Source organism: Photobacterium rosenbergii, from assembly GCF_033022775.1.
Classification (GTDB): domain Bacteria; phylum Pseudomonadota; class Gammaproteobacteria; order Enterobacterales; family Vibrionaceae; genus Photobacterium; species Photobacterium rosenbergii_A.
Map to the genome: position 1 here is coordinate 202,583 of NZ_JAWJZI010000006.1, position 16,587 is coordinate 219,169.

A 16,587-nucleotide genomic window follows, 5' to 3' on the forward strand; every position below is an offset into this window, starting at 1 on the left:
TATGAATTCCTTAGTTGAATTACAGTCGGTCACCGTGACGTTTGCCGAACGGCACGTACTGGATCAAGTCTCGCTAAAATTAGAACGGGGACAGATCACGACCCTGATAGGCCCAAACGGAGCCGGAAAATCGACCCTCGTCAAAGTTATTACGGGGTTGAACAAGCCAACAGTAGGGAAAGTTATTCGCCAAAAAGGACTTCGTATTGGCTACGTGCCGCAAAAGCTGGCACTTAACAGTACACTGCCGCTAACCGTTGATCGCTTCATGCGCCTGGCTGGCCGCTATAACGAAGCCCAGCGTATCGAGGCTCTCGAACTTGTTAATGGCAAGCACCTTCACCATAGTAATATGCACTCACTCTCTGGGGGTGAAACGCAACGGGTGTTGCTGGCCCGGGCACTATTACAAAAACCAGATTTGCTGGTACTCGATGAACCTGTACAAGGCGTTGATGTCAATGGCCAGCTAGAATTATACAGCCTGATCCAATCACTGCGAGACAAACTCAACTGCGCCATCTTGATGGTATCGCACGACTTGCATCTGGTGATGGCGAAAACAGACCATGTCATCTGCCTTCACCACCATATCTGCTGTTCAGGTGAACCCGAAGTGATCACCAACCACCCATCATATGTGGCACTGTTCGGCCGCCACCAATGCGAACAGCTGGCGCTTTATCAGCACCATCACAACCACGAACATGATTTATCTGGCAACCCGGTCGGCCCTTGCCAGCATGAGCACCAACATAACGAACAACAAGAGACCAACAATGCTTGATTTATTGCTTCCCGCACTGATTGCGGGGATTGGTATCGCCCTGCTTGCAGGCCCGCTCGGCTCCTTCGTGGTCTGGCGTAAGATGGCCTACTTTGGCGATACCCTATCGCATGCCTCGCTACTAGGGATTGCACTTGGTTTCCTTTTCAATATCAACCTTAACCTTGCGCTGCTTATTTGCTGTCTGGCTCTGGCGGTGATCCTGGTAAGCCTGCAGAAACAAAAATATGTAGCAACAGATACCCTGCTCGGTATTCTTGCCCACAGCGCCCTCTCGTTGGGTTTGGTTGCAGTCAGCTTTCTCGATCATGTCCGTATCGATCTGATGTCTTACTTGTTTGGCGATCTGCTGGCAGTAACACCGGCGGATTTACTTTGGATCTACGGCGGCGGCGCTATTGTGATGACCATGTTGATTGTCTTGTGGCGCCCATTGCTGTCCATGACGATTAACGAAGAGCTTGCCCAAGTCGAAGGGGTCAACGTCGACCTGATGCGCCTGCTACTGATGTTAATGGTCGGTATGGTGATCGCGGTTGCGATGAAGTTCGTCGGTGCCCTGATCATTACCTCTTTGCTGATCATCCCTGCCGCAACCGCCCGTAAGTTCTCGCACAGCCCGGAAATGATGGCCGCGCTAGCCTCAGGGTTGGGTATTATTGCCGTTATGTGCGGACTGGCTATGTCTTGGCACTATGACACCCCAGCAGGCCCGTCTGTGGTAGTAGCAGCCGCTGCTTTGTTCCTATTGAGCCAGTTCAAGCGAGCCGAAGCCTAATTTCTTTAACCAAGAACTAAACAGCAGTCCCCCCGGGCTGCTGCCCTTCTGCTCCCCACAACTACGCCGCCATTTCAAACCAGCAAACCGTGAACAATTTAGCCTCCATCTTGTCAGTTAAACAAACTGCGGTGTCGACTGTTGCAGGTGCTCTTTACTTGCATTGCGGTGCGTAAATACTTGGTATCAGGTAGGTAGTCTAGCAGGCACTGAAAATAGGCTTCATCTTTATCCGATAACATGAAGTTGTCGATATATAGCCGATGACAGGCGTTGGTCATCAAGTTGGCTGATGTACCATTTTCGGCCAATGATACATGCTCGAGAATGCAGGTCTCGTAACCTTCCTTGTCTTCTTTAGCCACGCTAAACGCGGAACTTAACGTGAATATCAGCAGTAAGGCCACCTTTCTCACTGCCAGCCCTCCGGGTCACTAACCTCTCCTAAGCATATACGTATACCCATCTAGCTGCCTCCTACCATGTGTAGCCAATAAAAAACCCGCCAAATGGCGGGTTTCATTAGAGTCTTTAGGTATCGCTTTGAAGGTAAGGTTTACCAGCCAGTTACTTCACGTAATGCCTTGCCGATGTCAGCAAGGCTCTTCACGGTTTTAACACCTGCAGCTTCCAGAGCCTGGAACTTATCTTCTGCAGTGCCTTTACCGCCAGAGATAATCGCACCAGCATGGCCCATGCGCTTGCCAGGAGGCGCTGTTACACCTGCGATGTAAGACACAACAGGTTTAGTGACATTTTCTTTGATGTAGGCAGCCGCTTCTTCTTCCGCGGTACCGCCGATTTCACCAATCATCACGATGGCTTCAGTCGCTGGGTCGTTTTCGAACAGCTCCAGCACGTCAATGAAGTTTGAACCCGGGATTGGGTCACCACCGATACCGACACAAGTCGACTGACCGAAACCTTCATCCGTTGTCTGCTTAACAGCTTCGTAAGTCAATGTACCCGAACGGGAAACAATGCCTACTTTACCCGCTTTGTGGATGTGGCCCGGCATGATACCGATCTTACACTCGTCCGGCGTGATCACACCCGGGCAGTTTGGACCAATCATACGCACGCCTGCTTCATCAAGGCGTACTTTAACATCCAGCATATCGAGCGTAGGGATGCCTTCGGTGATGGTCACAATAAGCTCGATACCCGCATCAATCGCTTCCAGGATCGCGTCTTTACAGAACGGCGCCGGTACGTAAATGACTGTTGCTGTTGCGCCAGTGGCTTCAACGGCTTCACGTACCGTATTGAACACAGGCAGACCTAGGTGCATAGTGCCGCCTTTACCCGGTGAAACACCACCGACCATCTGCGTTCCGTACTCAATAGCTTGTTCTGAGTGGAATGTACCCTGACCGCCAGTAAAGCCCTGACAGATCACCTTGGTATCTTTATTAATTAGAACAGACATTATTTACCCTCCGCTGCAGCAACAACTTTTTCCGCTGCTTCAGTTAGGGAAGTCGCAGCAATGATGTTCAAACCACTCTTCGCCAGGGTTTCCGCCCCCAGCACCGCATTGTTACCTTCAAGACGAACCACTACCGGTACTTCAACACCGACTTCTTCGACCGCACCAATGATACCTTCGGCAATCAAGTCACAACGGACGATACCACCAAAGATGTTAACCAATACCGCTTTCACATTGGTGTCGGAAAGGATGATCTTGAATGCTTCGGTAACACGCTCTTTGGTTGCACCGCCGCCCACGTCGAGGAAGTTGGCTGGCTGGCCGCCGTGCAGGTTAACAATATCCATGGTACCCATAGCTAGGCCAGCGCCGTTAACCATACAGCCGATGTTGCCATCAAGTGCGACATAGTTCAGCTCCCACTGTGCCGCATGTGCTTCACGCTCGTCTTCCTGTGAAGGATCGTGCATTTCACGAAGTTTCGGCTGGCGGTATAGGGCATTGGAGTCAATGTTGATCTTACCGTCGAGACAAAGCAGGTTGTCATCACCGGTGATCACCAATGGGTTGATTTCTAGCAGGGCAAGATCGTAATCAGCAAACATGTTGCCCAGACCCAGGAAAATCTTGGTGAACTGCTTGATCTGGTCACCTTTAAGGCCCAGTTTAAATGCCAGCTCACGGCCTTGATAAGGCTGAGGGCCAACAAGAGGGTCAATGGCTGCTTTGTGGATCAGCTCAGGAGTTTCCTCAGCCACTTTTTCAATTTCCACACCGCCTTCAGTCGATGCCATGAACACGATGCGACGTGTACCACGGTCAACCACTGCACCTAGGTACAGTTCGTTGGCGATGTTAGAGGCTTCTTCAACCAGGATTTTCGTTACCGGTTGGCCATTTGCATCAGTCTGGTAGGTTACCAGATTCTTACCCAGCCACTTCTGGGCAAAACCCTTGATACCTTCTTTGGTGTCGTGCAGTTCCACGCCGCCCGCTTTACCACGGCCACCGGCATGTACCTGACATTTCACGACCCATTTGTCGCCACTGATTTTACCTGCAGCTTCTGCGGCTTCTTGTGGCGTGTCGCAAGCGTAACCTTCTGGAACTGGCAGACCGTACTCGGCGAACAGCTGTTTCGCCTGATATTCATGCAAATTCATGATGTTCTATCCGTTTTCATATCCCTTGGGGAATCGTTATATCCATGTGAAATACTCTTTGGTACTTCTTCGATTGTAGCTGCAAAATTGGCAGGCCAACTGTCGAGCCTGACTGGCCTGCCTGCAGGGTTACACGTCTAGAAGCAGACGTGTTGGATCTTCAAGTAACTCTTTGATAGTAACCAGGTAGCCCACTGACTCACGGCCATCAACCAAACGGTGGTCATAAGACAGTGCCAGGTACATCATCGGCAGGATTTCAACCTTGCCATCCACTGCCATCGGGCGGTCTTGGATCTTATGCATACCCAAAATAGCCGACTGCGGCGGGTTGATAATCGGTGTCGACATCAATGAGCCGAATACACCACCGTTGGTGATTGTGAAGTTGCCGCCGGTAAGCTCATCGACAGTCAGTTTGCCGTCACGGCCCTTGATAGCCAGCTCACGAATACCTTTCTCAATCTCAGCCAGGCTCAGCTTGTCACAGTCGCGAAGGACCGGCGTTACCAGACCACGAGGGGTTGATACCGCAATACTGACATCGAAGAAGTTGTGGTAAACAATATCGTCACCGTCGATAGACGCATTCACTTCTGGGAAGCGCTTCAGTGCCTCAACCACCGCTTTCACGTAGAAAGACATAAAGCCCAAGCGGATACCGTGGCGCTCTTCGAAGATATCTTTGTACTGCTTGCGCAGATCCATGATTGGCTTCATGTTTACTTCGTTGAAGGTAGTCAGCATCGCTGTGCTGTTCTTCGCTTCAAGCAGACGTTCTGCCACACGCTTACGCAGGCGGGTCATTGGCACACGCTTTTCGCTGCGGTGGCCAATCGGTGCTTCCACCTTCGCTTCCACAGCAGGGGCCGCAGGCGCTGGAGCCGGCTTGCCTTCTTTCACGAACGCTTCAACATCTTCACGCGTGATGCGTCCACCGACACCGGTACCTTTCACGTCGGCAGCGTTGATAGTGTGCTCAGCCAACAAGCGGCGAACCGCAGGGCTCAACGCTTCGTTGGTCTCATCACCCAGCGCCGCAGTGTTTCGCTTGTTAGGCGACGACTCTGCTTCGGCTGGTACATCTTTGGTTGGCTCACCTGCTACCGCGCCCGCTTTGATCTTGCCGATCAACTGCTTGGTCAGTACGGTGGTGCCTTCGTCTTCCAGAATTGCTTCAAGAATACCGTCTTCCGGTGCTGGTACTTCCAACACCACTTTGTCTGTTTCGATATCAACCAGAACTTCATCACGGGTGACAGCATCGCCTGGCTGCTTGTGCCAAGTTGCTACTGTTGCGTCTGCAACTGATTCAGGTAAATCGGGAACCAGAATTTCGATCGTCATATCGGCTTTGTCCTTTTTGTTCCAGTTCTTATAAATCTATTGTTAGTGCGTCTTCGATCAACGCTTTTTGCTGTTTCAGGTGAACCGACATGTAACCTACAGCCGGTGAAGCTGAAGCCGGGCGGCCTGCATATTCAAGCTGGGCGCCGGCCGGAAGGGCTGAACGGAAGTTGTGCTGGCTGGAGTACCATGCACCCTGGTTCTGCGGCTCTTCCTGACACCAAATAAAATCAGTGACGTGCTGATAGTCTGCCAAGGCAGCTTCAACGTCTTCTTTCGGGAATGGGTAAAGTTGCTCGATACGAACAATAGCCACATCCGTCTGCTCGTTCTTACGGCGCTGCTCCAGCAGGTCGAAATACACCTTGCCCGAACAGAAGACCACGCGCTTGACCTGTTTCGGATCAAGATCGTCAATCTCACCGATCGCAGGCTGGAACGTCCCGTTTGCCAATTCATCCAGGCTGGATGTACATAGCGGGTGACGCAGCAAAGACTTAGGTGACATTACCACCAGCGGGCGACGCATAGGACGAACCACCTGGCGACGCAGCATGTGATAAACCTGAGCCGGTGTCGACGGGATCACCACCTGCATGTTCTGCTCAGCACATAGCTGTAAGTAACGCTCGAGGCGAGCTGATGAGTGTTCTGGTCCCTGCCCTTCATAACCATGCGGCAGTAGCATTGTCAGGCCACACATACGGCCCCACTTCTGCTCACCAGAACTGATGAACTGGTCAATCACCACCTGGGCACCATTGGCAAAGTCACCAAACTGGGCTTCCCAAAGCGTCAGACCACTAGGCTCTGCGGTTGCATAGCCGTATTCAAACGCTAGCACGGCTTCTTCGGACAATACCGAGTCGAAGACCTGGAACGGGCCTTGTTTGTCATGGATATTGGCCAGCGGGATATACGTACTCGCGTCACCCTGGTTATGCAGTACCGAATGACGGTGGAAGAAGGTGCCACGACCTGAATCCTGACCGGTTATACGGATCCGCTTACCTTCATCAACCAAGGTGGCATAGGCCAAGGTTTCGGCCATACCCCAATCAACCGCCTTCTCACCTTCAGCCATCGACATACGGTCGTTATATAGCTTCTGGACACGGCTCTGGAGTTTATGGCTGTCAGGGAACTGACAAACCCGGTAGGCCAACTCTTGCAGGCGACCATAGTCAACCTGATTGTCCCAATCAACCGTCCAGTCATGACCGATATACGGCTCCCAATCAACCGAGTGCAGTTTCATTGGGCGCCACTCTTTAACCACGCATTCACCGCGGTCAAGGGCATCACGGTATTCGTTGATCAATGACGTTGCAGTTTCCAAATCAACCGTACCCGCATCGGTCAAGGCATCGGCATAGATCTTACGCGGTGTCGGGTGCTTCTTGATTTTCTGGTACATCAGCGGCTGAGTCGCATTCGGCTCGTCCGCTTCGTTGTGACCATGACGGCGGTAACACACCAAATCAATCACCACATCGCGCTTGAAGGTATTACGGAAATCAAGAGCAATACGGGTAACAAAAGCAACGGCTTCTGGATCATCGGCGTTAACATGGAAGATTGGCGCCTGTACCATTTTGGCGATATCGGTACAGTATTGGGTCGAACGGGTATCATTCGGGTTGGATGTGGTAAAGCCAATTTGGTTGTTCACCACGATTCGAACCGTACCGCCCACGCGGTAGCCACGTGACTGGGACATATTGAATGTCTCTGCCACTACCCCCTGGCCGGCGATGGCCGAGTCACCGTGGATGGTGATTGGCAGTACCTGAGAGCCATCTTTGTCGCCCAGACGGTCTTGTCTTGCTCGAACCGAGCCAACCACCACAGGGTTGACAATTTCTAGGTGAGACGGGTTGAATGCCAACACAAGATGCACGTCGCCGCCCGGTGTTGCAAAGTCAGCCGAGAAACCCTGGTGATATTTCACATCACCGGTTCCCCAAGTGTCGTCATGCTTACCGGCAAACTCGTCAAACAAATCCTGCGGTTTTTTACCCAGTACATTGACCAACATGTTCAGTCGGCCACGGTGAGCCATACCGACCACGACCTCACGGGCACCGTTGGTACCGGCGTAGCGGATCAGCTCTTTGACCATAGGGATCAGGGCATCACCGCCTTCAAGGGAGAATCGCTTCGCGCCCGGGAATTTCGCGCCCAAGTAACGCTCCAGCCCCTCTGCTGCAGTCAGCTCATCGAGAAAAGTAAGTTTTTCTTCCTTGGAGAAGGAGCCGCGCCCAACCACAGACTCAAGACGCTGCTGAAGCCAGCGTTTTTCGTCAGTGTTGGTAATGTGCATGTATTCCGCACCGATAGAACCGCAATAGGTTTTCTTCAGCGCGTCATAAAGCTCTGATAACTTCATGGTCTCCTGCCCGATGGCAAAAGAGCCGACATTGAATGTCTCGTTGAAGTCATCAACAGTCAGGTTATGGAATTCAGGGTCGAGGTCGGATACTCGCTCCTGCTGCCATAATCCCAACGGATCTAAGTTTGCATGCTGGTGCCCGCGGAAACGGTATGCGTTGATCAACTGCAATACCTTAACCTGCTTAGCATCAACATCTGGATCGCTGACGGTAGCACTTAGATGGGTTGTTTCCTTCGCTAGACGCCGGAAGTAGTCGCGAACACGCGAGTGAGGCTGTTCAACAGCAGTCTCATTCACGACAGGCAGATCACTGAATACGTGACGCCATTCTTCATCTACTAATTCTGGGTCGCTAAGATACAACTCGTAGAGTTCCTCTACATAAGTTGCATTGGCGCCAGCCAGGTGTGAAGACTCAAGCCAAGCCTTCATAACGCCGTTCTGCATTGTTTTCCCTTAACCACTAGTTATCGCCATTTTCCCGGCTCGGTGACCGGAATTGAGGCTGGCTCCAGAGAGCGAATCATGAAGCCAGCATATCGATAATACTTATATTTATACCGCGCGCTTGAGCAACATCGACTTGATGTGTCCAATTGCTTTCGTCGGATTTAACCCTTTAGGACAAACATTTACACAGTTCATGATGCCATGGCAACGAAAAACGCTAAAAGCGTCGTCCAGATCGGATAAACGTTCATCAGTTGCGGTATCACGACTATCAATTAGCCAGCGATAAGCTGCTAGCAGGCCAGCTGGTCCGATGAATTTATCCGGGTTCCACCAGAACGATGGGCACGACGTTGAACAGCAAGCACACATAATACATTCGTAAAGGCCATCAAGATGGGCACGCTCTTCCGGCATCTGCAGGTTTTCTCGTGCAGGCGGCTGGGCACCGTCATCAATCAGGAATGGCTTCACTTTGGCGTAGTTGGTGTAGAACTGCTCCATGTCGATGATCAGATCGCGGATAACCGGCAAGCCCGGCAACGGGCGGATCACAATGGTGCTCTGGTCGGTCAATGCCGACAGCGGTGTGATACAGGCCAAACCATTCTTACCGTTCATATTGATACCGTCAGAGCCGCAGACCCCTTCACGGCAGGAGCGGCGGAACGACAACGTCGGATCTTGTTCTTTCAGCAAAATAAGCGCATCGAGCACCATCATGTCGGAGCCTTCCGGCACCTCTAGGGTGTAGCCCTTCATGTGCGGCGCGTTGTCTACATCAGGGTTGTAGCGGTAAATCGAGAAATTCAGTTTCATAATTCTATCCTCCCCTTAGTATGTACGCGCTTTAGGCGGAAATGCCTCACGATGAATTGGTGTCATGTTGACATCACGCTTGGACATCTCTTCTGTCTCAGGGTTGTAGATAGAGTGACATAGCCATTGTTCATCATCGCGCTCAGGGAAGTCGAAACGGGCATGGGCACCACGGCTCTCGGTACGGTAGTTAGCCGCTACCGCCGTTGCGTAGGCCGTTTCCATCAAGTTCTCTAGTTCCAGACACTCAATACGCTGGGTATTGAATTCTGTCGAGGTGTCGTCAAGGCGCGCTTCTTTCAGGCGCTCACGGATCACTTTGAGCTCTTCCAAGCCAGTAGCCATTGCTTCGCCTTCACGGAATACCGAGAAATTATTCTGCATACAAGTTTGCAGATCTTTGCGGATCTCAACCGGATCTTCACCTTTCTGGGTGCTGTTCCAGCGATTAACACGGGCTAGGGAAGCTTCGATATCCGAGTCGGTTGCCGGGCGCGCTTCGGCTTGTGCCAATAGGGTCTCGCCCAAATGCAGACCGGTCGCACGGCCAAAGACCACCAAGTCAAGCAATGAGTTACCGCCCAAACGGTTAGCACCGTGAACAGACACAGAGGCGATTTCACCACAGGCGAATAGGCCCTGTACTTCAACATCACTGCCCGAGGCTGTCTGCTTGATTGCCTGACCCGATACCTGGGTCGGTACACCACCCATCATGTAGTGACAAGTCGGGATAACAGGGATTGGCTCTTTGACCGGATCAACGTGAGCAAAGGTACGGGATAGTTCACAAATACCCGGCAGACGCGACTCAAGCACATCTTTACCGAGGTGGTCCATCTTCAGTTTAATGTGTGGACCCCATGGGCCATCGCAACCACGGCCTTCACGGATCTCCACCATCATTGAACGGGCAACAACGTCACGGCCAGCCAAGTCTTTAGCATTCGGCGCATAGCGCTCCATGAAGCGCTCACCGTCTTTATTTAGTAGGTAACCACCTTCACCACGACAACCTTCGGTCACCAGAACACCGGCGCCGGCAATGCCTGTCGGGTGGAACTGCCACATTTCCATGTCCTGCATCGGTACACCGGCACGCAGTGCCATACCAACACCATCACCGGTATTGATGTGGGCATTGGTTGTTGAAGCGTAGATTCGGCCTGCACCGCCTGTCGCAAGAATGGTTGCCTTCGATTTGAAGTAGCAGATCTCGCCGGTTTCCATGCATAGCGCGGTACAACCTAAGATGGCGCCGTCTTGGTTCTTCACCAAGTCCAGTGCGTACCACTCAGAGAAAATCGTGGTTTTGTGCTTCACGTTTTGCTGGTACAGGGTATGAAGCAAAGCATGACCAGTACGGTCAGCTGCCGCCGCAGTACGCGCAGCCTGCTCACCACCGAACTCTTTCGACTGGCCGCCGAAAGGACGCTGGTAGATAGTACCGTTATCGAAACGAGAAAACGGCAGGCCCATCTTTTCCAGTTCTATCACTGATTTCGGGCCATTTTTACACATGTACTCGATCGCATCCTGGTCACCGATATAATCGGAGCCCTTGACGGTATCGTACATATGCCACTGCCAGTTATCCGGGTGGGAGTTACCCAGCGCAACGGTGATCCCACCCTGCGCAGAAACGGTGTGGGAACGTGTGGGGAATACTTTGGAAAGCAGCGCACACTTTAGGCCCTGCTCAGAAATTTGTAGTGCCGCGCGCATACCTGCGCCACCTGCACCAATAACTACCGCATCAAATTCACGAACTGCAATGCTCACTTACGCACCCCACACAATAAAGAAACCTGAGAACAGGTAAACAAAAAGAACAGCAACAACACCAAATTGGATACCCGCTCGAAGGGCGGCAGGCTTGATGTAGTCCGTCAGCACTTGCCACAAACCAATCCACGCATGGATTAAGATCGACAGCAATGCCAACATAGTGAAGACCTTAGTACTCAGCTTGCCGAAGAAAGCGGTCCAGGTATCGAAGGTCAATTCCGGGCCAAAAGCGAAGAAGCCCACCATATAAAGGGTGTAAAGCGTAAGAATGATGGCGGTAGCACGGATCAGGATAAAGTCATGAATTCCATTGCGGCCAATTGTTGAGACGTTATTTACCATACCAGGCCCCCTGCAAACAGAGACAGAACACCGACGATGACAAAGCTCACTTTGGCACTTTTGATCCCGGATTCCATTTCTTCAAAATATCCCATGTCCATAATCAAATGACGGACACCCACCACGATGTGGTAGAACAGCGCCGTCAGGATGCCCCATAGCACCAATTTCACGAAAAAACTGTCTACAATAGCAGCAGCACTCGCAAAACCTTCTGGAGAGGATAAGGAGAGCCCTAGCAGCCATAGCAGGATAGCTACGGCAACAAAGGTGATCACGCCGGAGACGCGATGCAAGATAGACGCTATCGCTGTAAGGGGAAAGCGAATCGTCTGTAGGTCGAGGTTGACAGGTCTTGGCTTATTTACTTTCACGGTGATTGCCCACTCAGCTCCATTGAAGCAATGTTATTGTTATCACTCCCTGCTTCTACTAACGCCGAACAAGTGCGTTAACATAACTGTAACTCGAGGTTGCAATTATGTTCTACATGCAAATGTAAAACAGTGCCTTCCCTAACTTACTCTAATTATTGATAACTTTGGCATTTGCGTCTGGCGGCGGCAGAACCAGAGACCTGCCGCGAGTATACGCCTCGCAACAATCAAATACAAACCCCGTTACATGACCTCTAACACGCTTTTAGAAATTTGCACTATTTTGTGCAAACTTATTAACAAGCACACACAAGCAGGCACAAAAATTGACATTTGGACCGCTAATCGGTACAACAAATGTACATCCGCCTTGGATTAGGATTATAAAAAACAAAGGAGATTGTTATGGCAGACAAGAAAGCTACTCTTCACATTGAAGGGAAAGCACCCGTCGAACTGCCGATTATCGGGGGCACTGAAGGGCCAGAAGTAATTGATGTACGTAAGCTTGGAGCTAACGGTTATTTTACATTCGACCCTGGTTTTCTAGCCACTGCATCATGTGAATCTCAAATTACTTACATTGATGGTGATAAAGGTATTCTGCTTCACCGCGGATACCCGATTGACCAATTGGCCAATAACGCTGACTACCTGGAAGTGTGTTACATCCTTCTCTACGGAGAGGTGCCGACCCGCGAGCAGTACGAAACATTCCGTACCACAGTGACGCGTCACACCATGGTGCATGAGCAGATCTCAAGCTTCTTCCACGGCTTCCGCCGTGATGCTCACCCTATGGCTGTCATGTGTGGTGTGGTGGGTGCACTTGCTGCGTTCTACCATGATTCGCTGGATATCAATAACGATACCCACCGTGAAATCACTGCGTTCCGCCTATTGTCGAAAATGCCGACACTAGCAGCAATGTGTTACAAGTACTCTATCGGTCAACCATTTATCTTCCCACGCAATGACCTGGACTATGCAGAAAACTTCCTGCATATGATGTTCGCAACGCCGTGTGAAGAATACGACGTCAGCCCAGTAGTGGCTCGTGCAATGGACAAGATTTTCACCCTGCACGCAGACCATGAGCAAAATGCATCGACGTCGACTGTACGTCTAGCGGGTTCATCAGGCGCTAACCCATTTGCCTGTATCGCGGCAGGTATCGCATCACTATGGGGTCCTGCACACGGCGGTGCTAACGAAGCCTGCTTGAAGATGCTGGAAGAGATTGGCAGTGTTGACAAGATCCCAGAGTACGTTGAGCGTGCGAAGGACAAGGATGACCCATTCCGCCTAATGGGCTTCGGTCACCGTGTCTACAAGAACTATGACCCACGTGCGACGGTTATGCGCGAAGCTTGCCATGAGGTACTTCAAGAGCTGAACATTCAGGATCCGCTACTCGATGTTGCTATGGAACTTGAGCGTATCGCCCTATCTGATGAGTACTTCATCGAGAAGAAACTGTACCCGAATGTCGATTTCTACTCAGGCATCATCCTGAAAGCAATTGGTATCCCGGTTTCCATGTTCACGGTTATCTTCGCGATGTCTCGTACCATTGGTTGGATTGCCCACTGGAACGAAATGCACAACGATCCGGGCAACCGTATCGGCCGTCCTCGCCAGTTGTACACCGGTTACAACCAGCGCGAGTTCAGTCCGCTGCATGAACGTGAGTAATGTCAGTATTCACTGATTGAAAGGGCCTTCGGGCCCTTTTTTGTTTTTTAAAAAACGGTTCTGTGGTTCTGTGGTTCTGTGGTTCTGTGGTTCTGTGGTTCTGTGGTTCTGTGGTTCTGTGGTTCTGTGGTTCTGTGGTTCTGTGGTTCTGTGGTTCTGTGGTTCTGTGGTTCTGTGGTTCTGTGGTTCTGTGGTTCTGTGGTTCTGTGGTTCTGTAAGGATGCTCCCCGAGCAAAGCCTTACTATCAAACTATTGATTTAATATAAATATATTTACCAGAGCCTACTACTAAACAGCGTTATTGCTATCTTTCCATAGCTCCGCTCTTACCCCATAGAACCTTAGTGCCGCTCTTAAAACAACAAAAGGGCCCGAAGGCCCTTTTCATTTAACGAATTATCAGCTGTATGTGATTATACGAACTTGATTTTGGTCACTTCTTTCAAGCCAGATAGAACCAGCGTTGGAAGTGATGCAGCTAGGAACACAGTGATTAGGTGGCTAGCTGATAGACCTTCAGTGCTGAAGATGAACTGGCCAACACCTGTGTAAATCACCCCCAGAGACAGTGATGCAGACAGCGCTACCGCACCCAACAGCGATTTGTTGGTGAATGGGTTCTTGCGGAACAGCGTGCTGAACGTACGTGAATCGAAGATGTGCCATAGCTGACAGAACACTAGCATTGCAAAGGCCATTGTCTGTGCGTAGTTAGCGCTTAGACCAGCGTTCATTGCCCAGTTGAATGCCAGGAAGCTCATACCACCCTGCGCTAGACCACGGATAACGATACGGGTACCTAGGTGGTCGCTGAAGAAGCTCTCGTTACGCTTACGCGGTTTACGCTCCATCAGGTCTTTCTCTTCAGGGTCAACACCCAGTGCCAGTGCAGGCAGACCATCAGATACCAGGTTGATCCATAGAATCATTAGCGGCGTCAGTGGCAGGGCAACTTCTGGCCCCATGAACAAGAAGGCAAACAGGATTACCGATACTTCACCTACGTTCGCAGTCAGTGCCTGACGGATGAACTTGCGCAGGTTATCGAAGATCTGACGACCCTGACGTACCGCCTTAACGATAGTGCTGAAGTTGTCATCCAGCAGGATCAGGTCACCTGAATCTTTTGCAACAGAGGTACCAGTGATACCCATGGCAACACCGATGTCGGCGCGGCGAAGTGCTGGTGCATCGTTCACACCGTCACCTGTCATTGCAGCAACTTCGTTGTTGTACTGCTGAGCCTGTACGATACGTAGCTTGTGCTCTGGTGTTACACGGGCAAATACGGCAACGTTAGGACAAATACGACGTAGTTCTTCATCGTCCATGTCGTCTAGCTGGCTACCGGTAACCACTAGGTCTTCTTCACTACGGATAATACCGATGTCACGTGCGATAGCCGCTGCTGTCAACGCGTGGTCACCTGTGATCATCACGGTACGAACACCCGCATCGTAACAGCTGTCAACCGCTGCGCGTACTTCTGGGCGCGGTGGATCCATGATGCCGTATAGGCCTAGGATAGTGACATCCTGCTCTAGTTCAGTGTGGTCACGCTTCAAGTCGTCTTCAGACAGCTCGCGGAAACCTACCGCCAGAGTACGTAGCGCCTGCTCGGCAAAGTCCTGGATAGCCGCTTCGTAGTTCGCAACCATCTCTTCTGCTGGGTTAGCAGCAACCGCTAGGTTCCCTTCAGACGTTGCTGGCTGGTAAGCCACAACGTCACCGTTAACCATAAAGCCTGACGCATTGCGTAGTACGACATCTGGCGCACCCTTGATAGCTAGGAAGTGCTTGCCCTGCGGGTCTCTAACGATAACCGATGCCATCTTACGCGCAGAGTCGAACGGGAATTTCTCAACAATTGAGTAGCCGCCAGTTGATAGCATTTCTGCTTGCTGTAGGCCTGCTTTTGCTGCAGCAACAATCAGTGCACCTTCGGTTGGGTTACCGCGTACAGAAGACTTGTCGCCGTCTTGGATGTATTCAGAATCATTACACAGAGTTGCAACAACCAGACCTTTCATCATCTCAGGGCTGTCTTTTACATCTGTACCGTGGGCAAGTGGCTTGAACTCACCTTCAGGAGAGAAACCTTTACCGCTTACTTCCCAGTTACGGCCTGATGCATCGTAGGCTTTCATTACCTGCATCTGGTTCTGGGTAAGCGTACCTGTCTTGTCCGAACAGATAACGGTAGTTGAACCTAGGGTCTCGATAGCCGCAAGCTGCTTGGCTAGCGCGTTGCTCTTAACCATACGGGTTGAACCCATGGTCAGTACGATAGTTACCACTGTTGGTAGACCTTCAGGGATAGCAGCAACCGACAGTGAAATACCCGTGTTCAGAATTTCAAGCCATGGCATACCGTGGTATAGACCGATCACACAGACTACGGCTACAACACCCAGCGCAACAACCATTAGCGACTTGGCAATCAAGTCCATACGCTCTTGCATCGGGGTCTTGGTTTCTTCGGTATTCGCCATCATGTCGGCAATGTGGCCAACTTCAGTCTGCATACCGGTACCAACAACGATACCAAGGCCAGTACCTGAAGTAACCATAGTGGTCATGAAGCCCATGTTTTTCTGATCGCCAAGACCGATATGGCCGTCTTCCAGCGCATCTGAAGTCTTGTCAACAGGCTCTGACTCACCGGTCAATGCCGCTTCGTCAATAGACAGACGGTTCGCTTCAATAATACGAACATCAGCAGCCAGAATATCACCGGTGCTGATCTTCAATACATCACCCGGAACAATCTCTCGGGCTGGGATATCTACCCATTCACCGTTACGACGGACCTGCGCCATAGGGGCAGCCATGTCGCGCAATGCTTCCATACCTTTCTGGGCTTTGAACTCCTGCCAGAAAGCAATCAGCACGTTGATGACAATGATTACGCCGATAGCGACGGCATCAATCAAGTGACCAGTGAAGAAGGAAACAATCGCACCGATCCCAAGGATGAAGATCAGTGGGTTCTTGAATTGATGCGCTAGCAGTTCCAGTGCCGTTTTGCCGGCCTGCTCCTGCAGTTCATTGGAACCGAACTGCTCCTGGCGCTTTTTCACTTCCTCAGAAGATAAACCATTCTCGGTTGACGTACCCAAATTGGACACAGTACTGGCAACCGTTTCGGTAAACCATTTTTTAGTCATGGGGGAATCTCCAATTAAATACATTCAGTCGACATCAGTACAATTT

The 16,587-nt window shown here is 51.1% G+C and carries 13 protein-coding genes; 3 read left to right on the top strand and 10 right to left on the bottom strand.

Going from position 1 to position 16,587, the window contains the following annotated elements:
* Position 1 precedes the first annotated feature (1 nt).
* Both znuC and znuB read left to right on the top strand, forming a co-directional pair.
* A complete protein-coding gene (gene znuC, locus R2X38_RS16590; protein ID WP_317523438.1) occupies positions 2-787 on the top strand; it encodes a zinc ABC transporter ATP-binding protein ZnuC in 786 nt (261 codons plus the stop codon).
* On the top strand, positions 780-1,565 hold the full coding sequence (gene znuB / locus R2X38_RS16595) for a zinc ABC transporter permease subunit ZnuB (protein WP_317523439.1): 786 nt from the start codon (positions 780-782) through the stop codon (positions 1,563-1,565). Before znuC ends, znuB begins: the two co-directional genes overlap by 8 nt.
* A 113-nt stretch (positions 1,566-1,678) precedes the next feature.
* Here the strand turns inward: znuB and R2X38_RS16600 are convergent, their stop codons facing one another.
* The 9 genes from R2X38_RS16600 to sdhC all read right to left on the bottom strand — a co-directional run bounded on the left by R2X38_RS16600 (position 1,679) and on the right by sdhC (position 11,675).
* Positions 1,679-1,981 (bottom strand): VF_A0006 family four-cysteine protein, encoded by a 303-nt coding sequence (locus tag R2X38_RS16600; RefSeq protein ID WP_317523440.1) that lies wholly within the window; start codon positions 1,979-1,981, stop codon positions 1,679-1,681.
* Positions 1,982-2,121: 140 nt separating this feature from the next.
* On the bottom strand, positions 2,122-2,994 hold the full coding sequence (gene sucD, locus R2X38_RS16605) for a succinate--CoA ligase subunit alpha (RefSeq protein WP_317523441.1): 873 nt from the start codon (positions 2,992-2,994) through the stop codon (positions 2,122-2,124).
* A complete protein-coding gene (gene sucC / locus R2X38_RS16610) occupies positions 2,994-4,160 on the bottom strand; it encodes an ADP-forming succinate--CoA ligase subunit beta (protein ID WP_187461775.1) in 1,167 nt (388 codons plus the stop codon). Before sucC ends, sucD begins: the two co-directional genes overlap by 1 nt.
* A gap of 129 nt (positions 4,161-4,289) precedes the next feature.
* Positions 4,290-5,507 (bottom strand): 2-oxoglutarate dehydrogenase complex dihydrolipoyllysine-residue succinyltransferase, encoded by a 1,218-nt coding sequence (gene odhB, locus R2X38_RS16615; protein ID WP_317523442.1) that lies wholly within the window; start codon positions 5,505-5,507, stop codon positions 4,290-4,292.
* Between the two features lie 28 nt (positions 5,508-5,535).
* On the bottom strand, positions 5,536-8,349 hold the full coding sequence (gene sucA / locus R2X38_RS16620) for a 2-oxoglutarate dehydrogenase E1 component (RefSeq protein ID WP_317523443.1): 2,814 nt from the start codon (positions 8,347-8,349) through the stop codon (positions 5,536-5,538).
* A 108-nt stretch (positions 8,350-8,457) separates the two neighbouring features.
* The gene (locus R2X38_RS16625; RefSeq protein WP_317523444.1) at positions 8,458-9,171 is read right to left on the bottom strand and encodes a succinate dehydrogenase iron-sulfur subunit; all 714 of its coding nucleotides are present in this window, start codon (positions 9,169-9,171) and stop codon (positions 8,458-8,460) included.
* 15 nt (positions 9,172-9,186) lie between these two features.
* Complete coding sequence (gene sdhA, locus R2X38_RS16630) at positions 9,187-10,953, bottom strand: succinate dehydrogenase flavoprotein subunit (protein WP_317523445.1); 1,767 nt, start codon at positions 10,951-10,953, stop codon at positions 9,187-9,189.
* Positions 10,954-11,301 carry a succinate dehydrogenase, hydrophobic membrane anchor protein gene (gene sdhD, locus R2X38_RS16635; protein WP_317523446.1) on the bottom strand — a complete coding sequence of 116 codons (348 nt, stop codon included), beginning with the start codon at positions 11,299-11,301 and terminating at the stop codon, positions 10,954-10,956.
* Positions 11,295-11,675, bottom strand: coding sequence for a succinate dehydrogenase cytochrome b556 subunit (gene sdhC / locus R2X38_RS16640; RefSeq protein WP_317523447.1), 381 nt, complete (start codon positions 11,673-11,675; stop codon positions 11,295-11,297). The genes sdhD and sdhC overlap by 7 nt, the downstream gene beginning before the upstream one ends.
* Positions 11,676-12,083: 408 nt before the next feature.
* On the opposite strand from sdhC, the gene R2X38_RS16645 reads away from it, so the two are divergent.
* Complete coding sequence (locus tag R2X38_RS16645; RefSeq protein WP_317523448.1) at positions 12,084-13,373, top strand: citrate synthase; 1,290 nt, start codon at positions 12,084-12,086, stop codon at positions 13,371-13,373.
* Between the two features lie 414 nt (positions 13,374-13,787).
* Here R2X38_RS16645 and R2X38_RS16650 read toward each other — a convergent pair whose 3' ends face one another.
* Entirely contained in the window at positions 13,788-16,541 is a 2,754-nt protein-coding gene (locus R2X38_RS16650; protein ID WP_317523449.1) for a cation-translocating P-type ATPase, read from the bottom strand.
* Between the last annotated feature and the right edge of the window lie 46 nt (positions 16,542-16,587).